The sequence below is a fragment of the Klebsiella quasipneumoniae subsp. quasipneumoniae genome, assembly GCF_020525925.1.
Lineage (GTDB): Bacteria > Pseudomonadota > Gammaproteobacteria > Enterobacterales > Enterobacteriaceae > Klebsiella > Klebsiella quasipneumoniae.
On the sequence record NZ_CP084876.1, the window covers coordinates 2,248,275 to 2,270,577 of the forward strand.

Annotated in this window: 20 protein-coding genes and 2 pseudogenes; 9 read left to right on the forward strand and 13 right to left on the reverse strand. The window is 55.3% G+C overall.

The genetic code is table 11. From position 1 onward, the window contains the following. Positions 1 to 6: 6 nt before the first annotated feature. Positions 7 to 996, forward strand: coding sequence for an isopenicillin N synthase family dioxygenase (locus tag LGM20_RS10885; protein ID WP_072413302.1), 990 nt, complete (start codon positions 7 to 9; stop codon positions 994 to 996). 15 nt (positions 997 to 1,011) lie between these two features. Here LGM20_RS10885 and LGM20_RS10890 read toward each other — a convergent pair whose 3' ends face one another. From LGM20_RS10890 to LGM20_RS10900, 3 genes are all read right to left on the reverse strand, one after another. Then, positions 1,012 to 1,794: a DeoR/GlpR family DNA-binding transcription regulator gene (locus LGM20_RS10890; protein WP_023289987.1), complete on the reverse strand. Its 783-nt coding sequence runs from the start codon at positions 1,792 to 1,794 to the stop codon at positions 1,012 to 1,014. A gap of 92 nt (positions 1,795 to 1,886) precedes the next feature. Beyond that, positions 1,887 to 3,224 carry an aspartate aminotransferase family protein gene (locus tag LGM20_RS10895; protein WP_077255373.1) on the reverse strand — a complete coding sequence of 446 codons (1,338 nt, stop codon included), beginning with the start codon at positions 3,222 to 3,224 and terminating at the stop codon, positions 1,887 to 1,889. Then, the gene (locus LGM20_RS10900) at positions 3,214 to 4,269 is read right to left on the reverse strand and encodes a phosphotransferase enzyme family protein (RefSeq protein WP_224222694.1); all 1,056 of its coding nucleotides are present in this window, start codon (positions 4,267 to 4,269) and stop codon (positions 3,214 to 3,216) included. Before LGM20_RS10900 ends, LGM20_RS10895 begins: the two co-directional genes overlap by 11 nt. 428 nt (positions 4,270 to 4,697) lie before the next feature. Between LGM20_RS10900 and LGM20_RS10905 the strand changes: the two genes are divergently transcribed. From LGM20_RS10905 to LGM20_RS10915, 3 genes are all read left to right on the forward strand, one after another. Next, complete coding sequence (locus LGM20_RS10905; RefSeq protein WP_077255375.1) at positions 4,698 to 5,468, forward strand: SDR family oxidoreductase; 771 nt, start codon at positions 4,698 to 4,700, stop codon at positions 5,466 to 5,468. Between the two features lie 14 nt (positions 5,469 to 5,482). After that, entirely contained in the window at positions 5,483 to 7,009 is a 1,527-nt protein-coding gene (locus LGM20_RS10910; RefSeq protein WP_023289983.1) for an APC family permease, read from the forward strand. A 484-nt stretch (positions 7,010 to 7,493) separates the two neighbouring features. Further along, positions 7,494 to 8,090 (forward strand): hypothetical protein, encoded by a 597-nt coding sequence (locus LGM20_RS10915; RefSeq protein ID WP_044523626.1) that lies wholly within the window; start codon positions 7,494 to 7,496, stop codon positions 8,088 to 8,090. Between the two features lie 139 nt (positions 8,091 to 8,229). On the opposite strand, the gene LGM20_RS10920 is transcribed toward LGM20_RS10915, so the two are convergent. Continuing rightward, positions 8,230 to 8,580, reverse strand: a complete 351-nt coding sequence (locus tag LGM20_RS10920) for a hypothetical protein (RefSeq protein ID WP_044523625.1) — start codon at positions 8,578 to 8,580, stop codon at positions 8,230 to 8,232. Positions 8,581 to 8,681: 101 nt separating this feature from the next. On the opposite strand from LGM20_RS10920, the gene LGM20_RS10925 reads away from it, so the two are divergent. Together LGM20_RS10925 and LGM20_RS10930 are read left to right on the forward strand one after the other, a co-directional pair. Then, on the forward strand, positions 8,682 to 9,254 hold the full coding sequence (locus tag LGM20_RS10925; RefSeq protein WP_224222693.1) for a hypothetical protein: 573 nt from the start codon (positions 8,682 to 8,684) through the stop codon (positions 9,252 to 9,254). Between the two features lie 511 nt (positions 9,255 to 9,765). Further along, on the forward strand, positions 9,766 to 10,368 hold the full coding sequence (locus LGM20_RS10930) for a site-specific integrase (RefSeq protein ID WP_044523623.1): 603 nt from the start codon (positions 9,766 to 9,768) through the stop codon (positions 10,366 to 10,368). A gap of 124 nt (positions 10,369 to 10,492) precedes the next feature. Here the strand turns inward: LGM20_RS10930 and LGM20_RS10935 are convergent, their stop codons facing one another. From LGM20_RS10935 to LGM20_RS10945, 3 genes and pseudogenes are all read right to left on the reverse strand, one after another. Next, positions 10,493 to 11,161 carry a hypothetical protein gene (locus LGM20_RS10935; RefSeq protein ID WP_224222692.1) on the reverse strand — a complete coding sequence of 223 codons (669 nt, stop codon included), beginning with the start codon at positions 11,159 to 11,161 and terminating at the stop codon, positions 10,493 to 10,495. Between the two features lie 369 nt (positions 11,162 to 11,530). Next, entirely contained in the window at positions 11,531 to 12,676 is a 1,146-nt protein-coding gene (locus LGM20_RS10940; protein ID WP_017694593.1) for a hypothetical protein, read from the reverse strand. Between the two features lie 436 nt (positions 12,677 to 13,112). Continuing rightward, a pseudogene (locus tag LGM20_RS10945) lies at positions 13,113 to 14,049 on the reverse strand (LysR family transcriptional regulator). A 120-nt stretch (positions 14,050 to 14,169) separates the two neighbouring features. Here LGM20_RS10945 and LGM20_RS10950 point away from each other — a divergent pair. From LGM20_RS10950 to LGM20_RS10960, 3 genes and pseudogenes are all read left to right on the forward strand, one after another. Next, complete coding sequence (locus LGM20_RS10950) at positions 14,170 to 15,702, forward strand: MFS transporter (RefSeq protein ID WP_044523606.1); 1,533 nt, start codon at positions 14,170 to 14,172, stop codon at positions 15,700 to 15,702. A gap of 159 nt (positions 15,703 to 15,861) precedes the next feature. Then, positions 15,862 to 15,975, forward strand: a pseudogene (locus LGM20_RS10955) (helix-turn-helix transcriptional regulator); the annotation flags it as partial. Positions 15,976 to 16,797: 822 nt separating this feature from the next. Continuing rightward, positions 16,798 to 16,935, forward strand: a complete 138-nt coding sequence (locus tag LGM20_RS10960) for a helix-turn-helix domain-containing protein (protein ID WP_229583961.1) — start codon at positions 16,798 to 16,800, stop codon at positions 16,933 to 16,935. Positions 16,936 to 16,943: 8 nt separating this feature from the next. Here LGM20_RS10960 and LGM20_RS10965 read toward each other — a convergent pair whose 3' ends face one another. The 6 genes from LGM20_RS10965 to LGM20_RS10990 form a co-directional block, all read right to left on the reverse strand. After that, complete coding sequence (locus tag LGM20_RS10965; RefSeq protein WP_044523603.1) at positions 16,944 to 17,432, reverse strand: DinB family protein; 489 nt, start codon at positions 17,430 to 17,432, stop codon at positions 16,944 to 16,946. Positions 17,433 to 17,549: 117 nt separating this feature from the next. Next, positions 17,550 to 18,080, reverse strand: coding sequence for an anti-virulence regulator CigR family protein (locus tag LGM20_RS10970; RefSeq protein WP_044523602.1), 531 nt, complete (start codon positions 18,078 to 18,080; stop codon positions 17,550 to 17,552). Positions 18,081 to 18,446: 366 nt separating this feature from the next. Further along, on the reverse strand, positions 18,447 to 19,418 hold the full coding sequence (locus LGM20_RS10975) for an ABC transporter ATP-binding protein (protein ID WP_044523600.1): 972 nt from the start codon (positions 19,416 to 19,418) through the stop codon (positions 18,447 to 18,449). Then, complete coding sequence (locus LGM20_RS10980; protein ID WP_044523599.1) at positions 19,415 to 20,395, reverse strand: ABC transporter ATP-binding protein; 981 nt, start codon at positions 20,393 to 20,395, stop codon at positions 19,415 to 19,417. Before LGM20_RS10980 ends, LGM20_RS10975 begins: the two co-directional genes overlap by 4 nt. After that, a complete protein-coding gene (opp4C, locus tag LGM20_RS10985; RefSeq protein WP_115660732.1) occupies positions 20,392 to 21,342 on the reverse strand; it encodes an oligopeptide ABC transporter permease in 951 nt (316 codons plus the stop codon). Before opp4C ends, LGM20_RS10980 begins: the two co-directional genes overlap by 4 nt. Further along, positions 21,339 to 22,298, reverse strand: coding sequence for an ABC transporter permease (locus tag LGM20_RS10990; RefSeq protein ID WP_008804589.1), 960 nt, complete (start codon positions 22,296 to 22,298; stop codon positions 21,339 to 21,341). The genes opp4C and LGM20_RS10990 overlap by 4 nt, the downstream gene beginning before the upstream one ends. Between the last annotated feature and the right edge of the window lie 5 nt (positions 22,299 to 22,303).

Below are 22,303 nucleotides of genomic sequence, written 5' to 3' on the forward strand. Positions count from 1 at the left end.
ATGACGATGAACGCAACCACCCAAAATCAACGCTATGCCTTACAGGAACTGGAAAAAGAGGCGCTGATGGGCGCCCAGGGCGAAGAGACCTTTGCCCGCGAAGTGCGCTGTATCGACCTGTCTAACTTTGCAGAAAGAAAAAATGACATTGCCGAACAACTGTGGGAGGCGGCGGTGGAGATCGGTTTCTTCCAGGTCAGCCACCACGGTATTCCGCTGGCGGCGATCCGCCAGGCGTTCAGCACGACCGAGGCGTTTTTCGACCTGCCCGACGAGGTGAAGCGCCAGTATCCGCTGGCCGGCAACGCCGGCTGGGAGAGCAAGGCGCAGGTCCGGCCATCGACCCGCACGCCGGATCAAAAAGAGTCATATCAGATAACCCGTCCGCTGATGGACGGGCGCTGGCCCAGCGATCGGGAGCTGCCAGGCTTCCGACAGACGATGCTCGGATTTGAATCGCAGTGCTGGCAGCTGGGGATGAAGATCCTCTCCTGCTTTGCTTTAAAGCTCGGTTTTCCGGAATCGTTTTTTACCACCGCGCACGATCCGCAGCGTGACACCTATCAGAGCACCTTGCGCATGCTGCACTACTATGCAACCGAGCAGTCGCAGCAGGGGATGTGGCGGGCCGGCGCGCATACCGATTTTGACTGCCTGACGCTGCTGTTCCAGCGCCCCGGTCAGGGCGGCCTGCAGGTCTGCCCTGGCAAGGACCGCGAAAGCCAGCAGTGGACCAGCATTGAGCCAAGGGAAGAGGTCATCACCTGCAATATCGGCGATATGCTGATGCGCTGGAGCGACGACCAGCTGCCGTCTAACTTCCACCGGGTGAGAAACCCGCAGCCCCACGAATATCAGGGGCCGCGCTACAGCCTGGCGTTTTTCTGCCAGGCCAATAAAGATATCGAGATCCTTGGGCCGCAGAGGAAGTACCCGCCTATCAGCGCCGAGGATTATCTGCAGCAGCGGATCCAGGCCAATTTCGCCAAAGGGTAAACGTACCGGCGCGGGTCACTGCTGTTCAGGAGCGGCATGACCACGCGCCACGACCACCTTTTCCCGGCCGAGTACGGTAGCGAGATGGTCGGGCAGGGGCTGGTCAGTAATTAAACGGCTAATGCCCGACCAGCCCGCGTAGTGGTAGGGGTAGGTGAGGCCGAACTTCGAATGGTCGGCGACGACAATGCTCTTCGCGGCGCGCTGGATCATCGCCCGGTAAACCGTTCCGCTGTCGATTAACGCCTCGCTTGGTCCATCGGCGGCGATACCGCTGGCCCCCAGGAGCGTATAGTCCGCCGTGAACTGGCTGAGGAACTGTAGCGTCTGCGCACCGGTCATTGCCCCTTCGGTCGCGCAGTACTCCCCGGGAGCGACGATCACCCGGATGGTTGGATTCATCGACAGCACCGTTGCGACGCCGAAGGCGTGGGTGATGACTGTAATATCCCGCAGCTCGCTGGCCATCCGGCGGGCAACATGTACCGTGGTGGCGCCGGAGCCGATCATAAATATTTTGCCGTCGCGCATACAATGGACGGCGTCCCGGGCGATGCGCTCGCGCTCTTCGGTAAACAGCTGATGGCGCTCCGTGACCGTCGGTTCACTGTTCATGGCCCGCACCGCACCGCCGTAAGTTCGGTTCAGAACGCCCCGGCGGGTAAGTTCGTCAAGATCGCGACGGATGGTTTCGGTAGAGACACCGTGGGTGCGCGCCATATCCCCAATCCGCAGGGTCGGGGTCTCAGCCAGTTCGCGCAGGATCTGTTGCTGACGGTCTTCTTTTCTCTTCGACATGAACGCTGGTTACTCTCCCTGAAGTCGCTGATGCCGTTAATATACCTGCACGCCGAGGGCAAACAAACTGGATGTTTGCCCTCCCGGTTAGACTATGCGTTCAGGTGGCCCATTACTTTCGCCAGCCGTTCGAGGAAGAAATCTGCATCATCGCGACTGAAGCACAGCGGCGGGCGGATCTTCAGGCTGTTGCCAAAGCGACCGGCCGCGCCAATCAGCACGCCCTCAAGCTTCAAGTGATAGATAACGCGACTCGTCAGCTGCGGATCCGGCTCTCCGCTGTCTGGCCGGGCAAACTCGATGGCGTTGAACAGCCCGGCGCCGCGAATGTCGGCGATGGCCGGGAAATCCTGGGCCAGCTGGCGCAGTCCGGCACGCAGATAGTCCCCGTTGCGCTGGGCGTTGGTCATCAGGGCCTCCTGCTCAATCACCTCCAGTACCGCGAGGCCCACGGCGGCAGCCACCGGGTTACCGCCAAAGGTGTTGAAGTACTCGGTCTTTTCGCTGAACGCCCGCAGAATAGCCGGGCGCGTGATGACCGCGGCCATGGGAAAACCGTTCCCCATTGGCTTGCCGAGCGTGACGATATCCGGTTGCACACTGTGACGCTGGAAGCCCCAGAAATGAGAGCCTGTCCGACCAAAGCCCGGCTGGACCTCATCGGCAATAAACAGTCCGCCCCGCGCCTGTACGCGGGCGACCGCCTGGGCCAGAAATCCTGGCGGATCGGCGAAAACGCCATCGCTGGAAAAAATGGTATCCACCAGTAGCGCCGCGCAGCCGAAGCCCCGCGCATCCAGCGCGTCCATGGCGCGCTCAACGTCGGCGGCGAAGAGGTCAGACAGCGTCTGGCCCGCGGTCAGCCTGCGCAGGTCAGGGGCGGGAATGGTATGCACCCACGGGGGCAGGAGGGCCTCTTTGTGCCCGGAGGGAGAGACCTCCATCACCGCCGTTGTATTGCCGTGATAGGCACTTTCGGTGACGATGATCCCCTGTCGGCCACTGATAAAGCGAGCCATCCGCAGGGCGATGTCGTTGCTCTCGCTGCCGGTGCAGGTAAATATCACATTCGACAGCCCGGCGGGGAAAGTCGCTAGCAGGCTGTCCGCGTACTGCTCCAGTACCGGGAACAGATAGCGGGTGTTGGTGTTCAGTAACCCGGCCTGGCGCACCATCGCCTGGGTGATATGCGGATGACAATGCCCCACGCCCGGCACGTTGTTATACATATCCAGATAACGGTTGCCGGCGGAGTCCTCCATCCAGGCTCCGGAGGCCGTCGCCATGACGATCGGTTGTGGATAAAACAGCACCGAACTGGTCCCCTGGGTGGCGTGGCGACGGGCAATCTGTCTGCTCAGGTTTTCGTCGGCCACGCCGGTCAGCGCGTCAAAACGGTTCAGTTGAAGAATGGGGGTTTTATTGTTCATCAGCAGGTTCCTTGCAGTTAACGGTAGCGCTAAGCGGTGACGCCTGGAGGAGAAACGCCTGGGCCAGGCGTACGGTGATGGCGCCCCACTGCGGGCTGTAGCGACGGGCGGTGGCTGTCTCGCTATGGCTGGCCAGCCAGGCCGTCAGCTGTAAACGGCGCAGCATCACCAGCACCGGAAGCATCACTTCGTCCTGCTGGCTGAAGGGGCGGACGCTACGGTAACCCGCAAGCCACGCAGTGCGGTAGTCCGCAAGGGCCGGGTCGTCTTCAATGAAACTGACGGCGGTGGCAAAATCCCAGCCAAACCAGCAGATGCCGCAGTCGTCAAAATCAATCACCGTCAGCGAATTCCCATTCACCAGCAGGTTGGCCAGCCGCATGTCGCAGTGCACCAGCCCATAGCGGTCGGGGTCCTGCCCGTACGCTTCCAGTCTGGCGACCACTGTGGCCTCCACCGCCTCCAGCAGCGTAATATCGTCGGCGCTCAGTTGCGTCATTTTCCGCCAGTCCCCCCACCAGGCATGACGTCCGATAATCGTCTCGGTGTTCCACACCTTGCGATGAAAACCCTCAGGTTTTACCCAGCCTTCGCTGTGCCTGTGCAGTTTTCCCGCAACCCTTCCCAGGGCATGGTACCAGCCGGTGAGATGGCTACCGGTATCCGGTTCGCTGCCCGCAACAAAGGTGAATCCCACGACGTGGGTGACCGATTCGCCGTCGATGAGGCTGGCGATACAGCTCCCATCATCCAGTACAAGCGGTACGGCGATGTTGATACCTCCCCGGGCATGCAGGGCGTTTAGCCACATCAGCTCAGAATGGATCTCCACCGCTGAGCTGTAGTTTGGGCGATGCACTCGCAGCACGATCTTTCTCTGCGCCGCCTTATCGCTGACCAGAAACGTGGCATTTTCTGAAACCGTCAGCAGGCCAATCTCTGCGCCTTCGCTGAGCCCCCAGCGGGGCAGGAGCGGCCGCAGCTTCAGGGTAAGTGTTGTTAAATACTCGTCGTTAAACATGCTGTCCTCAATTTGAAATGACACGCTTAACACATTTTTATGTTGTGGTTGCGGGATTTGCAAGATGTGTGAGGGTTTTTTTGTTTTCTTTTGCGCTTCAATCATGATTTTTGTTTGTTAATTATTTTAATAACAGATAGTTAGTGTGATTTTGTTGGCTAGGTTCAGCCGGTTGCACCATAACAGAACGTATAATGTGGGTTTTTCTCATTCAGGCGTAAAAAACGCGAGGTTTTTCTTATTATCATGTTGATATATATAGGTAAATTAATTGACTGTTTGCACCAATCCTGTGCCCAATCATAGCGCATTATTTTTATGCTGAAATCTCACATTAAAATGTTGAACATTCAACATTTACGTGATTATTCTTTTCCTGCCAGCGACGGAGATCGCTGCACGGCCAGGCCATACGGATGGGATCGCAAAACTTTCACAGACGGGGAAAAATGATGTCAGATTTTATGAACAAACATGTGCTGGTGACCGGCGGGAGTAGTGGGATCGGTCTTGGCATTGCACTCGGCTTTGCCCGCGCCGGAGCGAAGGTGACCATTACCGCCCGGACACCATCGCGTATCGATAGCGCGATCGGCCAGGCGGCGGAGCAGGGACTAACGCTACGCGGCCTGACCTGCAACGTCAGTCATGCCGAAGAGGTAAAAGCCTGTGTGGCAGAAGCCGCACAGCAGTGTGGGGGGCTGGATATTGTCTGCTGCAACGCGGGGATTTTTCCTTCGGCGCCGCTGGCAGACATGAGCGAACAGCAGTGGGATGAGGTGCAGGCGATCAACAGTAAAGGGACTTTTTTAACTGTCCAGGCGGCGCTGCCATGGCTGAAACGGGCAGAGTATGGTCGCATCATCCTCACCTCTTCGATTACCGGCCCGGTAACGGGTTATCCGGGCTGGGCTCACTATGCCGCCAGCAAAGCGGCCCAGCTGGGTTTTATGCGTAGCGCGGCGTTAGAACTGGCCGGCGACAACATTACCGTCAATGCCGTCCTGCCGGGGAATATCATCACGGAAGGGTTGAGGGATATGGGCGAGGACTATATCGCCGGGATGGCCAGCGCCGTGCCGCTCAAACGCCTTGGAACGGTGGAAGATATTGCCGCGGCAGCGCTGTTCTTCGCCTCCCGTCAGGCTGGCTACATCACCGGCCAGTCGCTAATTGTTGACGGTGGGCAGATCCTGCCTGAATCCGCCGCGTGCCTGAACTGAACGGAGCGTTCATCATGAGCAATGAAATTCTTGCCAATCCCGCGCCAGCGGCGGAGAAACATGTTGTACAACGGCTGCGGCCAAATGCGGTAGGCCTTGGCGGGGTGCTGTTTATGACTATCGCCACGGCGGCGCCGATCACTGCGATGCTGGGCAATGTGCCGATCGCGGTGGGCAGTGGTAATGGCCAGTATGCGCCCGCGGGGTTTATGGTCGCCACCCTTATCCTTGCCCTGTTTGCCATCGGCTATGCGCAGATGGCCAGGTACATTACCGCTACCGGCGCATTTTATGGCTTCATTTCACATGGCCTGGGGCGGATCGTTGGCATGGCGTCAGGAGTGACGGTGACCATGACCTACATTGTCTTCGAGGCCGCTCTGGTCGGGATCTTCGCCTTTTTCTGCGAGGATTTAATCAATACGGTCTTCAGCGTACATATCCCCTGGCTCATCTTCGCCTTCGCCATGCTAATGACCACCGGAGTGCTGAGCTATTTCGATATTTCGCTCACTTCCAGGGTGCTCGGCCTGTGCCTGGTACTGGAAATTTTGATCCTCACCGCCGTCGCGGTGGCGGTGCTGATCCATGGCGGAGGGCCACAGGGTTTTGTCCCCGAGTCGATCAACCCGCTGAACGCCTTTACCCCGGCGAAAGGGGTGGTCGGCGCCAGTGCCGGAATTGGATTATTCTTCGCCTTCTGGTCATGGGTGGGCTTTGAGTCATCGGCAATGTACGGTGAAGAGTCGAAGAACCCGAAAAAGATCATTCCCCTGGCCACTCTGCTGGGCGTGATTGGTATCGGCGTGTTCTACGTGTTCATTTCGTGGATGGCGATTGCCGGAACGGGACCGGAGCGGGCTATTGCCCTTGCGCAGGATCCTAACCGCGCAGGAGAGATTTTCTACGGTCCGGCACGCCAGTATCTGGGGGAGTGGGCGGTCGGGGTGTTTAAGCTGCTGGTGATCACTGGCTCTTTTGCCTGCGGGATGGCGTTTCATAACTGCGCGGCGCGCTATCTCTATGCGCTCGGGCGGGAAAATCTGTTTCCGTTTGCCGGGCGTACGTTGGGTCGTTCACACTCACGCCATGGCTCGCCCCATATTGCTTCTACGGTGCAGACCGTTATCGCCACGCTGATTGTGTTGCTGTTCTTTATCACCGGGAAAGATCCTTACGCGGATATTTACACCCTGCTGGCGCTGTTGGGTACGATGGGCATTATGATTGTCCAGGCGCTTTGCGCCTTTGCGGTGATAGTTTACTTCCACGGCAATAAAGAAAATATTGGCAAAGGACACTGGTTTAAAACGGGCGTTGCGCCGTTGCTTGGGGGGATGGGGATGATCTATATCGTCTATCTGTTATTCAAAAATATGGCGTTTGCCGCCGGCGCTGCCGCCAGCTCCTCCTTTTATCATGCCATTCCGTGGATCGTGTTGGCCTGCTTCTGCTTTGGCGCCGCCATCGCGGTCTGGTTTTACCTCTTTGATACGCAAAAGTACCGGGTCATAGGACGCATTGTACTGACGGATGATTGATGATGCGCACCTGCCGCCGGCTTTCGCTGGCCGCGCGGCAGGATATCCGGCCCTGGGCTTTTCAGCTACCGTGTTAAGTTCGCTGGTGTTGCTGAAATATCTGAAGAACATCCCTCTAAGCGTCAGCTGCAAGCTACCCTGGTAAAGGCCCCGGAAATCACGCCCTTTATGTCGTAAACGCCGTTAAGCCCGCTCACCGGGGTTAAAAGTTCTTCATTGCTGATAGCGGGTTAAGGCTAACCAGGGCAGGGGGAAGACAGGCAGAGTTTATGAACCCGTAACCAGCTACGCCGGGCTTTCGGCGCCATTTCATTCTACAGACATATGTAACCTTGTCTGGCGCCTCCATGCCGCTGATGCGGCATTCAGAAGCTTCCTGATGCTGTAGGTGTTAACGTCTGCTCTGTGCCAAGAGCGGATATTCCACACTTCTGCTAATGTAGTCAAAATCGGTATGCCACTGCAATCTAGCAAAGGATAGATAATGGATAAAAATGAGCCATCAATATGGCCTCCGCACCAAGTCTTCTATATCCAATCGATGTTGTTCAATACAACATCGGCTCTACAGGCCGTGGATAGAGCATCTAAGTACATCCAAGCGATCAGTGAAGGGAAGCTAGGGCCACAAGATCGGAAAGATGAGCTTCTAGACTGTCTACAAAACTTCATCAATCATAGTGCTGCTATAGCTCGGTACTTCTTTCCATCAATGATTGGTGGAAAAGGTGAGAAGATTTTACATAAGAACCGTGCTGAGTTTCTGAGGCAAATTTTTGATGTGACAGAAAGCAGCCCTTTGCATGATAAGAAACTTAGAAATGCAATAGAGCACTTTGATGAACGACTGGATATGTATCTTGAAGGTGGAATTGTAGGAAATATCTTCCCAAGTCTAATCTTGAACAAGCCAGAAGAAACAGATGTGCCGCATCACATCTTCAGAGCCTACTATCTAAATGATGGAATTTATCAAGTATTGGGGGAAAGACATAATGTTCAACCTATTCTTGATGAAGTCATGAGAGTTCATGAACTGTTGGAGATATTTGATGAAAATGGTGGAATGTTTGGGAAATAAAAAAGTACCTTCGGGTGTAATGCCATTTTTTCTTTGCTCGTGTGCCATTCCCAAATCAGAAATGGATGACAGTCAATATAATTTTGTGGCGGGCATGGCGGGCGGCATTGACGTTTTTTTTAAATAACGACCTTATGGATTACCAGATAGCTGGGACAGGAAAAGTTTTATCGGAAAATACTTGGACGTGTGGAACTAAGATAGCGCGAAATATCAGCAACGTTACCAACAGGCTGTCAAAACGTTTACGAATAAACCGATGACAAAAGGAGATTGTAATCAACTGAGTGCTGATATTTACAGGCAGAATCAGGCGCTGGCCAGCGTCGACCAACAGCGCCAGCAGGAGCAACAGGAACGCCAGACCCAGTCTCTCAATGATGTCTTGAAAGGACCTGTGCAGACCAACTGCACCCGGTACGGGAATTCCGTTTACTGTACGTCCTATTAGCTCTTTATGACGCGTATTGTCACCACTATCTGGCGCCACGCTGATTTATCCCGGTAAAGGAAATGCGCGCCTTTACACCCTGTCCAGAGGTAAAGTAAGAACATTCAGTTAGGAAATTTGTTTAGTGGAGTGATTGCATTTTGGAAAAGATCCAGGCGACTGCGGTTAAATATATCAAGCTGGGAGAGGGAGACGAATGGGAACATGAGTGCCTGACATCTGGCATTATTAAGTTTGGGTACCACAAAACGCCCCATCAGATGTGCCTTGAGGGAAAGTGGGAGGATGTGAATAAAGTCTGGTTAGAAGAAAGGAAAAATAACCAGTCCACTGCCACCAGTGATGTCAGACAGATAAGGACGTTTTACACCGCCACCCCCGATATATTCTTCATTACGTTCAGCCAGGGGTTATTGCATTGGTGCCAGCCTTCCGGAGAGATCACCGAACTGGATGATGGCAGTAGGACCCGCCCCACGGTGAGCGGATGGCACAGCCATAGTCTGGCCGGGAACCTTCTATCCCACAGCGTCCTGAGCGGTGCTTTACTCGCTACACAGAATTACCGGGGGACCATCTGCGATGTGCGTTTGGCCGATTACGCCCTGCGAAAAATCAATGATGAGCAATCGCCGGAAATCATCAGCGCTGATATTGCTAAAGCTCAGTACCTGAAGGCTATTACCAGGCTGTGTAGTTTGCTTACCTGGTAGGACTTTGAGTTGCTCGTAGATCTGATTTTCTCCGCCAGCGGATGGAGAAGAACCGGGAGCCTTGGCAGGACACAGAAGACTGTCGATATTGAGCTTGAACTGCCCACCACCGGAGAACGGGCATATGTGCAAGTGAAGTCTGTTGCTGAGCAGTCTGTATTCTCTGACTATCTGTCACGGTTCCAGACCAGTGACAGCTATGATCGGATGTTCTTTGTCTGGCACCAAGGGACATTGAGTGAGGATCTCCGTGCTGAAGGCGTCACTATGATTGGGCCCACGAGGCTTGCAGAACTCATACTGGACACCGGGCTGGCACTATGGCTTAGAAATAAGGTTTCGTAATAGCCCGGTACCTTATCGGTTACGGGCATTTATGCTAGAAGATACCTTTTCTTATTCTGTGTAGTGGATAGCTAAATTTGGCCACTTTCGAAGGTATGTTAATTTCCGCTCCTCGCTCATAAGGGACAACCATACTCAAATCTCCCACATTGCAGGAGATTTGAGTATGAACACGTCACCGTGGAACAAAGACCGTATCATCGGCCAAAAAAGACCACTTCAGATATCTCATATCTGGGGGATCCGAATCCGGCTTGAACTAGAAGGTAAAACGCGCGATTTGGCTCTTTTCAATATGGCCCTGGACAGTAAGCTACGAGGCTGCGATCTGGTCAAACTCAAAGTATCTGATGTTGCATATGGTAGCTCTGTTTCAAGCAGAGCTACGGTGTTGCAACAGAAAACCGGTAGCCCTGTGCAATTTGAGATAACCAAAGGGGCAAGAGAAGCTGTTGCTGCATTGATAAAGCATGGCAATTTGCATAGTAAAGACTTCTTGTTTCGGTCTCGAGTCGGAACTAACCAGCCCATATCAACCCGGCAATACAACCGAATTTTTCATGGGTGGGTAGAAAAGCTTGGTCTCGATGATTCGCTATATAGCACACATTCCATGAGAAGAACAAAACCTTACCTAATCTACAAGAAAACCAAGAATCTCCGGGTGATCCAACTTCTGTTGGGCCATAAGAAACTGGAAAGCACAGTCCGTTATCTGGGCATTGAAGTCGATGATGCATTAGAGATCTCTGAATCGATCGAAGTCTAAGGTTGTCAGGGCTGCAACAGCAGCCCTGTGCCAGAAACGGACGTTTTTAACGCAACGATCGCCAACATTGAGTCAGGTAAAAGATATAAAACATCTAGTAAAGATCGTTTTATATCCATACTTCTTACTTGAATTCTTTTGTTTTTACCCACTCAGCCTTGCTAATTAATTTAATGTTGTCTTTTATGTTTTTAATAATCTCCATTATCTTATCAAAATCATGATCATCACCAGGTTTAAAGTCATTGGAAATTTCAGTGTAATCATTTAATGCGGTGATCACTTCAATAGACTCATTTTCAAGAGGGTTGAGTAACATTTCAATTTTTGCTTTAAGGAAAGTTAGATCACCTTTAATATTTGTGGCATCCATTCGAATCTGACGATAATAATAATCATCTTTTTGATCGTGCTTTCTAAATTCATTTGTTATAAGTATTTGTAAATTATTTAATTTGTTAGCCACTGATATATATCTAGCTGCATTATCTCTTAGTTCATTGATCCAATTTTGTCTGCTTGATGAGACAAGTTGTGCTCTGAGTTGCTCTCGGGCATATTTAGCATGCTCATCGCGATCAGTTTTCATGGTTTTTGCACTATTCGAAATTGCGTAATATGAGATTGCTGCGGGAATAGCTGCGCCAATAATAGCACCTAGAGTACTTGCAAAAACGCTATCCCAACCAAACCCAGAATCCACAACTATAGTTGGTAATTTACCTAGTGTTAAAATACCTGAATCTAAAAAATTTGAATTGCTTGATGGGAATGGAATGCCGAGCCAAGTCATAAATACCTCCTATATGGAGAATGTATCATATCAGTAAGTCAGGGCATTTAGCGAGGCCCTATACTAGTATAAGCAGCATTGAAGAAGATGGGCACCATATGGGATGATGAGTATCTACTCTAATTATACCGCTTAACCAAACCATACACATTTAGAGATGCAAAGAACGGTCCAGTTGTGCTAATTAGGCTGATGTCCACTTCTCGCTCACAGCGGACATCATACTCTTGGAGCGGTCCGCTCTGTGCCAGTAGAGGACGTTGCTAGTGTCAGCCTATGTTAATCAACAGGGAGCAGGTCACACTGTCGTCTCAGAATACCTAGCACATAGGTCACACGAACTTCCAACTGTATTGCTTGTTTTCGTGGCTAAGCCTCTTTTTGTTGATGATACCAATGCAACATCATCCGGAGCTTCAATAGTGTTGTACTGTCATCATCCTCAGAACAAAAATTGTATCGCCCGCCTGAATATTCATTTAACTTGTCCAAGTAAAAGCCACCCATTGGGTCATATCTATCAGAGTGGAGCCAAGCAAACATTTTCTGAAGAACGTAATGCAGGGCATTTTTCGGAAGCGTTGAAATCATCACGCCATGCTTAGTTGCTAAATCCTCAATTTTCATTTCCTGAAGATTATATCTAATCTCTACTGCAATTGGATGTAGTTTACTTAAAAATACGTCAACTTCATCCTTGAGATGTGCCTCTTTAACATTCCCCTCGAACAGCTTTATTAACTCTTCCACTTCCATTCGGTAATAATCATTATCACCTCGCACCGCAACTTCTGAAAGAAGCAACTTTAACTCAGCATGAATGTTATCAGTAGACGGTATAATCTGTTTGGATAGGGTGCTGTAATGTTTTATACGTATTGCTATTACAGAACCCTTTAGGCTTGTTAGATATTTATACCTATCTTCAATATATGTAATTAGTTCATCGAACTTAATGCCGAAAATAACATCATCTTTCCCTGGCGTGTTGTTGTAAAGGCTTATAGTGAAATCATTTTCATTGAAAGCATGAAAATGAGGCCAGCTTGCAAACAGTCGTTCACCATCACTATTTTTAAGATTTGTAGGGTGAGCACCAAAGATAGCACGAATACTCTTAAAGTATGCGTCATCATCCTCATGTGAAAGATAGGGCGTTTTATTCTTAAAGACATTCGCTGATTTCTTGAAAGGCCACCTCGCTAACTTATGATCACTCTCAATGATGCGGTGAAGCTGCTGCAACGCCTCCACAGCAATATCAATAGATGATATAAGGGAGTAAACCTGCATGGCCTTGACATCAATATCTTCCGACAGCTCAGGGAAGTTCATCAGATTGCGAACAGAAACGCTTATCCAATCCATGCACGAACAGATAGGGCTGAACTGGTTTTTACCATTTCTGTTTATGAAGTAGCTGTAAGCAAACTCCCCTTCATTAACCACATCGCGAAAATCAGTTATTAAAGTATCGTCAATAGTTACACCAAAATCTGCCTTGGTCATCTTCATGGAAATCACTTTCAAATCAGCACACTTAGAGGTTGATTGTGACCGTTATCATAGGCAAAAACAATTCAGTAGGTTGACCCGCCCCCCCATAACTCAAAATTGCTCGATTTAAGTATGCATTCCAACTTCCGCTCCTCGCTCGCAGCAGACTTTAAATTTACCCAGTACGTCCGATTCGTTCTGTGAGTTCAATCGGTCGATGCAGCGCTTTCCTTAATCAAGGGGGGACGTTGTCATGAAACGAAGAACTCGGATTTACTCCACACCTGTTCGCCTTGGATATACGGAGTCGAGCTCCCGGTAACCGTTCAAGCTGATGTGCTGGCGTGAAAGGTGAAGCAGAGGGCCATGTGCTGCGAATCAAGGTTCAGCGGTGCTGACTTTACTGACCTTAAGGGAAGGGGGCGGCTCACTCTGCTTCAGTGGGGGTAGCTAATCACCACAAATTGTTAGACATAAGGGACGGGGTTTGTCGATGCGGGCGACAAGGGTATCTCTGCCGCAGCCATAAAATCGATAAAACAGCGTATTCGCGGCGACAGATAGCGGCTGGCAGGCCACAGGACAAAGAAATGCCCATCTTTGACGCAACAGCCGGGCAACACCTCCTGCAGGTGTCCCTCATTGATGGCCTCAAGCACAACAAAATCAGGGACATAGGCGATACCCATCCCCGCCGCGCTTAATCGAATGGCAGCCTCAATGTTATTGACCCTCATCACGGAAGCGGCCCTGAAATCCCCCGTCAGCCTCATATCGCGCAGTTCCCAGGGCTGGATCAGCCCCGTCGAAGGGAAGCGAAAAAAAATGCACTTGTGCGCCGCCAATTCCGCTGGCGAGCCGGGAACGCCGTATTCCGCCAGATATGCCGGGCTGGCGCAGAGCACAAAACGAAAACCCCCCAGCTTTCTGGCGATCAAGCGGGAGTCCGCTAGTTCACCGCTGCGGATAGCGATATCAAATCCCTCATCGATCAGATTGACCAGCCGGTCACTAAAATCGAGATCCAGTTCAACCTGCGGATAAAGACGGCTAAAGGCGGTGAGGGCAGGGAGCATCAGGCGGTAGCCGATGACAGGCAGTGAAATTCTCAATTTGCCGGAGGGCTGTGAGAGACTGCTCGTCAGCTCAGACTCGGCCTCCTGGATCTGCTCCAGGATACTCTGGCAGCGGGTTAGAAACGCGGCCCCCTCCGCCGTCAGGCTGACGTTTCTGGTGCTGCGGTTAAACAGCCGGACCCCCAGCTTATGCTCAAGCCGGGCGACATTCTTACCCACCGCCGAGGCTGAAATGCCCAGCAGCCTGGCGGCCTGAACAAAGCTTAGCGTTTCGGCGGTGCGGACAAAGGACGTTAGCGAGGTGAGACTGTCCATCGATTATAAACCTTATGTCTCTTAAGAAGATATTTTCAGTCTATTTATCGGCATTAACATCCGCAATAGGATGGCGACAGTTTATTCATTCCTTCCTTGCCGACTGATGAGGGCCGCCTGATGTTATTCACCGCCAGAACACATTCCCGATCCGCCAGCGCCCTGGCCGCGCTTTCTGTCTTTATGGCGGCCATGCTGCTGCCGTTAAGTTTTACCGGCGGCGTCATGACCACTCCGGCGATACAGCAGTCGCTGGGCGGCTCTCCCGCTGCGCTGTCGTGGCTGACCAATGGCTTTATGCTGACCTTCGGCAGCTTTTTGCTGGCCGCTGGCGTGACGGCGGATGCCATTGACAGAAAACGCATCTTTCTCGCCGGCGCCGCGCTGTTTTGCCTGAGCAGTCTGCTGTTTTGCCTGACGGACGATCTCTTCCTGTCAGGCGCGCTGAGGGCTCTGCAAGGTCTGGCCGCGGCGATGATTTTAGCCAGCGGCAGTGCGGCGCTGGCCCAGTTGTATGACGGCGCTCAGCGGACGCGGGCATTCAGCATCCTGGGCACGGTGTTCGGCGCCGGCCTGGCGTTCGGTCCGCTGCTGATCGGCTTCATGACCGACGCGGTGGGCTGGCGCGGCGTATACGCCCTGTTTGCGCTGCTCTCGGCGATGGTTCTGCTTATCGGTCTGGCGTATCTGCCCGCGGCAGAAAAAAGCGAGCCGCGGACACCCGACAATCTCGGCTTAACCCTGTTTACGCTGGCCCTGATGCTGTTCACTGCCTCGCTGATGGTCATTCCGGCCCGCGGTTTTTTATCGCTGACCACGCTGGCCTTGTTCATCGTATCGGGGGGGCTGTTCGTTGCGTTTGCCGTGCGCTGCCGAAGAGTGAACAACCCGGTGCTGGAACTCGCCCTGCTGCGCCATCCGCGTTTTGTCGGCGTACTGTTGCTGCCTGTCGCCACCTGCTGTTGCTACGTTGTCCTGCTGATTATTGTTCCACTGCATTTTATGGGCGGAGAGGGGATGAGTGAGTCGCAGAGCGCGCTGTATCTGATGGCGCTGACCGCGCCGATGCTGATTTTCCCATCCGTTGCGGCCCTGCTCACCCGCTGGTTTTCACCGGGGCAGGTGGCCACGGGGGGGCTGATGATTGCCTCCGTCGGGTTGCTGTTGCTGGGCGATGCTTTTCACAGCCACCACCTCCCGCAGCTGGTGCTGGCGCTGATCCTGTGCGGGGCGGGGGCGGCGCTTCCCTGGGGATTGATGGATGGCCTGGCGATATCCGCAGTGCCGGTCGCCAAAGCCGGTATGGCGGCAGGCCTGTTCAACACCGTTCGCGTTGCCGGCGAGGGGATCGCCCTGGCGGTCGTCACCGCGGTATTAACGGCAAGCAATAACCTGACTCTGCAGAGTCGCGTTCATGGGTATGCGCCCGAGGTGATTCACCGCGCCGCAGGCTGGCTGGGGGCTGGTAATGTGCCGCAGGCGGCTGCGCTTTTGCCTGACTTTTCCCTTCGGGCGCTGCGCGAGAGCTATGACACTGCTTATACGGTACTGTTTAGCGGGCTGGCGGTCGTCACCCTGCTGTGCGCCCTGATGGTCTGGCGGACGCTATGCCGCAAGGGGGGCGCTATCCAGACCCGCCACAGCGGATCCTGAACCCCCATGACGGTGCATTGGCGTCACGCTCCCGGCAATCGTCTTTTCCGGTCTGCTCAGCGAACCGGGACTGTCATTGTTTCGCTGGCGGAACTATGCTGATTAGGGCGGCCACATGCGCCGCTCCGGCAGCGGAAACAGTGACTCACAGGTGGCGGTATGGCGAGCGATCCGGAACTGATTTACATCGAGATCCTTGAAACGGTGCTGATGGCCACCCTGGATCCTGATTTGTGGAAATCGGCGCTGCAGAAACTGGCGTTCCTCACCGGCCATCAGTACGCGGCATTTCTGTTCTACGATAAAGGCAACGCGCACCTGTTGACTGATTCATTCCTGCTGGAGGAGAAGGTTTTCACCGCCTATCGCGACGTGTTTCTGGCCATCGATCCCGCCGAAAAAATACTGACCGCGTTACCGGTCGGGCAGATGTACCGGGACCGCGAGTATTTAGGCGATAAGTTTATTGCCGGCAGCGTCTATTACAATGAGTTTCATCACCCCAACGATCTGAATAATCTTACCAGCGTCAAGCTGTGCACCCTCAATGGCTATGCCACCTATCTGTCACTGATGACGGCCAATACGGCAGCTTATCCGCAGCCGGCGCAGTTTGAGCTGTTCAGGCGCGTGATCCCGGCGCTGAAAACCGCCTGCCAGCTACACGCTCGGTTTGAACAGCTGCGGGACACCATAAAATACCAGAGCGCGGTGATGGACAACGGGATCTACCCGGTATGGCTGGTGGATCATGACGGTAACATTCTCTACGCCAGCGCGCATGCCGAACGCTACCTGCGCGCCAACGCCCGCCTCTCCTGGTACAGCGGGGGCGATACGCTGTGCCTTGATACCGACAGCAAAAAACTGAAACGGGCTATCGAGCAGGCCACCCGAACGGCAGAGCCGCCAAGGGCAGGGCTGTGCTATACCGCCGGGCGCCAGCCGAAACCGATCCTGGTGATCCCGGCGGCCCGCCTTGCCGGGGTGGCCTGCGTGATTATTCCCGAGCCGTTTCTCACCGGCAGCGCCGTGATGGAGCTGTTTAACGTCAAGCCTGCCGAGAATGCAGTGGCGGAGCTGCTGGTGCGGGGCATGACGCCGGATGAGTGCGCCTTACATCTGGGCGTATCTATCGCCACCATCAGAACCCACCTCAGCGCCCTGTACCGGAAAACCCACACCCGTAATCAGGCAGAACTATTGCTGATCATCCGCGCGATCCACGGCTGACAGCTTGCTCAGGAATGATGGTCGCGCAGGAAAACGGTCAGCACCTCTTTCGGCGGCACGCCGCCGCATTCGCCAATCATCCAGCCTACCGCGCCGCGGTGATAGGCGCCGTGAAAGAGCATGTGGTTGAGCATCTCCATCGCGGTCATATTGCCGTCGCCGCCGTCGACAAATTTGAAGGCGATACGTTCGTGGAAATCGGCGGGCGTCATGGCGCTGACGTACTGAATGTATTCGTCCGTACAGGCGGTCATGCCCGTTTCCAGCTCATCAACGGTTGGCGTCCCGGGGGTATTCAGCGCGGTGTAACCGTGCGTCTTGCCGCGCAGATTCGCCCGGAAAATCATGTCAACGACATGGATATGGTTCATTAGCCTGAGGGTCAGGTGACGCTTTTCGCCATGTACTGTACCGTCTATCGCGCGGATCGCCTGCAAGGTGGCAAGGTCAATCCAGCGCTTGTATTTCAACAGCGTCATTACGGTGTCTTTGTCCATTGTCGGTCCCGGGTTGGTTGAGCCATTATCTTAGCGATGATGCCTGCGAGTTGTCACTCTCCCGCGCCAGGAACAAAAAAGCCTCGCCGGGGCGAGGCTTTTTAATCAGCAGGTGATTTAGTCAAACACACCGTTAATCACGGCGGTAACGATGGCGGTGCTCAGGGCGACCAGCACCAGGTCATCGCCGACCGCGCGCCATTCATAGCCCGGATAATAGGGCAGGTCGTTAATCATAGAAGCGGGCAGGGTCTTTTTCGCGATACCCGGAGGTAACGGTTTGCCGCGGGCGACATTTTTGGCGATACCCGGAGGCAGCGCCTGATAGCCGACCAGACCGTAGTTCACGGCAAGGGAGCGCGCCCGCGAGAAGCTAATATCGCTGTCGACGTGGTCGGGCTTGCCGTAGTTTTTGCGGTTGCCATGATCGTCATTGGACTGACCTTTATTTTGTCCTTTATTGCCATGGTCGCCGCTGTTACCGCTGTTACCATGATTGCCGCTATTGCCATGGTTACCACTGTTCCCGTGATTACCACCGCCGCCATTGCCATTGCCGTTACCCGGGTTGGCATAGGCCGGAGCCGCCATGACGGCGAGAGAAATAACCGCCGCAAGTGCTGTTTTAATAGTGCGACGCTTAAGCATGATCTTGATTCCTTAATGTGGAGTACACGCATAAAAAATAAGATAAAGCTATGCCCCAGGCAATCTCATATAGTCTTATTTTTTGCCGGGTTTTCACGGGAAGGTCACAAAAGGATAGCGGGGCGCGGACGAGCAGTTCCATTGCTGCGTTTTGACAGACGGGCGACCGCGCCCCGCTAAATGTGTCGCCGGCAGGATCGCTCCCGGGCGTGTCGCAAAAAATGCCCGAAGCCATCGGGCAAAAATGAATAAAAATATTACGCTTCATTCATAACGCGTCTCACAAGACGGAGCGGATAGTAAATCCTGGCGCCGCTGCGCACAATCGGCCGCTTGTTTAGAAATAAATAACCACGCCGACCGCGCTCAGGACGCGATCCAATGGCAGGCGACCCGATGGCCAGGGGCCACCTCGCGCAGCGCCGGCGCTTCTCTGCGGCACCGCTCGCCGACCTGCGGGCAACGGGATGAAAAACGGCAGCCGGCGGGAGGATTGACCGGATCCGGGATCTCGCCTTGCACCAGCTCCTGCGGTTCGCTGTGCGGGTCGAGGGTCGGCACCGCGGCCAGAAGCGCGCGGGTGTAGGGGTGGAGGGGGCGGCTGAACAGCGCATCGCGGCTGGCGCTTTCCACCAGTTGCCCGAGATACATCACCGCCACATCGTCACATAGATGCTCCACCACCCCGAGGTCGTGGGAGATAAACAGAAACGTGACGCCGCGGTCGTCGCGCAGGTCGGAAAACAAATTGATGATCTGCGCCTGAATGGACACATCGAGGGCCGAGATGGGCTCATCGGCGACGATAAAATCCGGGTTGAGGATCAACGCCCGGGCAATACCGATCCGCTGGCGCTGGCCGCCGGAAAACTGATGCGGGAAGCGGGCGTAGTGTTCCGGCGCCAGGCCGCAGATCTTCATCACGTCGATCACCCGGTCATACAGCTCATCGCGGGCGCAAAGCTTGTGCTGCAGCATAGCTTCGCCTATCGCCTCGCCAATGCGCAGCCGCGGGTTCAGCGAGCTGTAGGGATCCTGAAATACCAGCTGCATCCTCGGCCGAATAGCGCGCAGGGCAGGCGCGGTCAGGTCGGCCAGCTCCTGACCGTGAAATTTCACGCTGCCGGCGCTCTTCTCGTACAGGCCAAGCAGGGTTCGGCCGACGGTGGTTTTCCCGCTGCCGGACTCGCCCACCAGGCCAAAAATGGTGCCCGGACGGATGTTAAAGCTGACGCCGTCCACCGCGCGAAGCTCGCCGGTCTGTTGGCCAAACAGGCCGTCGCGCAGCGGAAAATATTTTTTCAATCCATCCACTTCAATAACATAGCGTTCGCTCATGCTGTCGCCTCCGCAAATTCACTGTAAAAGCAGGCGGCCCGCTGGCGCTCGCCGAGCAGCGGTGGAATCGCCTCCCGGCAGCGCGCCGTCGCCCGCTCGCAGCGCCCGGCAAAGGCGCAGCCCGTCGGCAGGGCGGCCAGATCCGGCACCTGCCCGGGAATCGAGTACAGCCGCCGACGCCGCTCGCCCGGCACCGGGCGGGAGGCGATGAGCCCACGCGTATAAGGGTGCTGCGGATGGCGTAATACCTCCGCGGTGGCGCCTTGTTCCACAATCCGTCCGGCATACATCACCACTACCTGTTCGGCCATCTGCGCGATCACCCCCAGGTCGTGGGTAATCAGCATCATCGCCATCTGGCTGGCCCGCGCCCGGTCCCGCAGCAGGCGCAGGATCTGCGCCTGCACGGTCACGTCAAGCGCGGTGGTGGGTTCGTCGGCGATCAGCAGTTTGGGCTGACAGCTCAGCGCCATGGCGATCATCACCCGCTGCAGCATGCCGCCGGAAAGCTGGTGGGGATAGCTGACCATCAGGCTGTCGCCGCGCGCCAGGCCGACCTCGTTGAGCAGCCGGGTAGCCTGCTGCCAGGCGGCTTTCGGCGTGGCGCCGAGGTGGCGGATCGGTGGTTCGCACAGCTGCTCTCCGATGGTCAACACCGGGTTCAGGGCCGACATCGGTTCCTGAAAGATCATTGCCAGCTGGTGGCCGCGCAGGTCGGCCATCTGTCTGGGTTTTAGCCGCAGCAGATCGCGGTCCGCGAAACGGATCTCGCCGCCGTCGATGCGCGCGGTCTGCGGCGGCAGGAGGCCCATCAGCGCCATCGCGGTGACGCTTTTGCCGCAGCCGGACTCGCCCACCACGCCAACGGTTTGCCCGGCCTGAATCGTGAAAGAGACGTCCTGCACCGCGCGCACGCGATGGCGTTCGCCAGCGAAAGAGACGGAGAGATGATTAAAGGAGACTAACGGTATGCTCATTTCAGCCTCGGTTTCATATTGGGATCCATGGCGTCGCGCAGGCCATCGCCCAGCACGTTAATGGCGATCACGGTGATAAAGATGGCGATCCCTGGCGGCATCCACAGCCAGGGACGGCGCTGGAAATCGATCAGGCTATTGGCGGCGTCCATCATATTGCCCCACGACGGCGTCGGCGGCACCACGCCGAGGCCGAGATAGCTCAGCGCGGATTCGCTGAGGATGGCGTTGGCGACAGCCATGGTCGCCATCACCACCAGAATCGGAATGGTATTCGGCAGCAGGTGGCCAAACAGCCGGCGACGCGCCGACAGGCCTAGCACCTGGGTGGCCAGCATAAAATCGCGTTCGCGCAGGGAGAGACATTGTCCGCGCACCAGCCGCGCCAGTCGGGGCCACTCCAGCAGGCTGAGCATCACCACCACCATATAGATGCGCGAGTCCGGAGAAAAATCGAGCTCGGAAAGCATCGCCCCGGCGACGATCAACAGCGGCAATCCGGGGATGGTCATCACCAGGTCGGCCACGCGCATGATCACTCTGTCGGTTAACCCGCCGACATACCCCGAGAGGGCGCCGAGCAGATAGCCCAGGAATACCGACATCACCATGGTCAGCAGGCCGATAATCAGCGAGATGCGCCCGGCCAGCAGCAGGCGGGTGTAAACATCACGGCCGAGGAAATCGGTCCCCAGCCAGTGTTCGGCACCGGGCGGTTGGTTGATGCTCAGGGCGTCGGTGGTATCCTCTTTCCACGGCGACCAGACGGGCCCCAGCGCGCACCACAACGCCATGACCGCCAGCAGGATCAGGCAGAACATGGCCAGCCGGTTACGACGCAGCTGTCGCCACCCCTGGCGCCAGGGAGAGGGGGTAATGTGCGCCAGCGCCGGGATAGCCGCCTGCCGCTGGCGACGACGGGAAGCAAAGTAAGACAGGATCATCATGACCTCACCCGAATACGCGGATCGGCCCAGGCGTACAGCACGTCGGCGAGCAAATTACCGACGATCGTCAGCACCGCCAGAAACAGGGTGAACCCCATCAGCACCGGATAGTCGCGGGCGGCCAGCGAGTCGATATGGATGTGGCCCGCCCCCGGCCAGTTGAATACCTTTTCGGTAATGATCGCCCCGGAGAACAGCCCCGGCAGCTCGAAGCCCAGCAGGGTGATGATCGGCAGCAGGGCGTTGCGCAGCGCATGTTTGAGGATCACCGTGCGCTCCTGCAACCCCTTGGCGCGGGCGGTACGGATAAAATCCATTTTCACCACGTCGAGCATACTGGCGCGCACATAGCGCGTCAGGCTGCCCGCCTGCAGCATCACCAGCGCCAGCACCGGCAGCGCCAGGTGGGCCGCCACCTGCAGCACATACTGCCAGCCGCTCTCGTCGCTGCCGGTATTGGTCATCCCGCCTACCGGCAGCCAGTGGAGATCGACGGCAAACCATTTAATCAACAGCAGGCAGAGGAAAAAGGTGGGGAACGACATGGCGGCAAACACCGCGACGCTCACCAGATGATCAAACCAGGAGCCGGGTCGCAGGGCTGACACCACGCCGACCGCCAGGCCAATGCCCCAGTAAAAGACCAGCGCGACGCTGGCCAGCAGAAAAGAGTTCCAGATGTACTGGTTGAGCAGCTGGCTGACCGGGATCTGATACTGCAGCGAAAAGCCTAAATCGCCGCGCAGCAGCTGTCCCAGCCAGTGGAGATAGCGGGTGAACAGCGGCTGGTCGAGGCCATAGATCGCCTTGAGCTCCGCGGCGCGGGCGGCGGTCAGGGTGATATTGCCATCGATAAAGTCGCCGGGGGTTTTGGCAAACAGCATAAAAATAATGAACGAGGCCAGCAGCAGCATCGGCAGCGTTTGCAGCAGGCGCCTCAGGATGAAATTTTTCATGACGA

What these genes read in the sequence shown, in the direction of transcription:
- LGM20_RS10885 (WP_072413302.1), top strand. Translation starts at nt 7, where the DNA reads ATGAACGCAACCACCCAAAATCAACGCTATGCCTTACAGGAACTGGAA.
- LGM20_RS10890 (WP_023289987.1), bottom strand. Translation starts at nt 1,794, where the DNA reads ATGTCGAAGAGAAAAGAAGACCGTCAGCAACAGATCCTGCGCGAACTG.
- LGM20_RS10895 (WP_077255373.1), bottom strand. Translation starts at nt 3,224, where the DNA reads ATGAACAATAAAACCCCCATTCTTCAACTGAACCGTTTTGACGCGCTG.
- LGM20_RS10905 (WP_077255375.1), top strand. Translation starts at nt 4,698, where the DNA reads ATGTCAGATTTTATGAACAAACATGTGCTGGTGACCGGCGGGAGTAGT.
- LGM20_RS10910 (WP_023289983.1), top strand. Translation starts at nt 5,483, where the DNA reads ATGAGCAATGAAATTCTTGCCAATCCCGCGCCAGCGGCGGAGAAACAT.
- LGM20_RS10915 (WP_044523626.1), top strand. Translation starts at nt 7,494, where the DNA reads ATGGATAAAAATGAGCCATCAATATGGCCTCCGCACCAAGTCTTCTAT.
- LGM20_RS10930 (WP_044523623.1), top strand. Translation starts at nt 9,766, where the DNA reads ATGAACACGTCACCGTGGAACAAAGACCGTATCATCGGCCAAAAAAGA.
- LGM20_RS10935 (WP_224222692.1), bottom strand. Translation starts at nt 11,161, where the DNA reads ATGACTTGGCTCGGCATTCCATTCCCATCAAGCAATTCAAATTTTTTA.
- LGM20_RS10940 (WP_017694593.1), bottom strand. Translation starts at nt 12,676, where the DNA reads ATGAAGATGACCAAGGCAGATTTTGGTGTAACTATTGACGATACTTTA.
- LGM20_RS10950 (WP_044523606.1), top strand. Translation starts at nt 14,170, where the DNA reads ATGTTATTCACCGCCAGAACACATTCCCGATCCGCCAGCGCCCTGGCC.
- LGM20_RS10960 (WP_229583961.1), top strand. Translation starts at nt 16,798, where the DNA reads ATGACGCCGGATGAGTGCGCCTTACATCTGGGCGTATCTATCGCCACC.
- LGM20_RS10965 (WP_044523603.1), bottom strand. Translation starts at nt 17,432, where the DNA reads ATGGACAAAGACACCGTAATGACGCTGTTGAAATACAAGCGCTGGATT.
- LGM20_RS10970 (WP_044523602.1), bottom strand. Translation starts at nt 18,080, where the DNA reads ATGCTTAAGCGTCGCACTATTAAAACAGCACTTGCGGCGGTTATTTCT.
- LGM20_RS10975 (WP_044523600.1), bottom strand. Translation starts at nt 19,418, where the DNA reads ATGAGCGAACGCTATGTTATTGAAGTGGATGGATTGAAAAAATATTTT.
- LGM20_RS10980 (WP_044523599.1), bottom strand. Translation starts at nt 20,395, where the DNA reads ATGAGCATACCGTTAGTCTCCTTTAATCATCTCTCCGTCTCTTTCGCT.
- opp4C (WP_115660732.1), bottom strand. Translation starts at nt 21,342, where the DNA reads ATGATGATCCTGTCTTACTTTGCTTCCCGTCGTCGCCAGCGGCAGGCG.
- LGM20_RS10990 (WP_008804589.1), bottom strand. Translation starts at nt 22,298, where the DNA reads ATGAAAAATTTCATCCTGAGGCGCCTGCTGCAAACGCTGCCGATGCTG.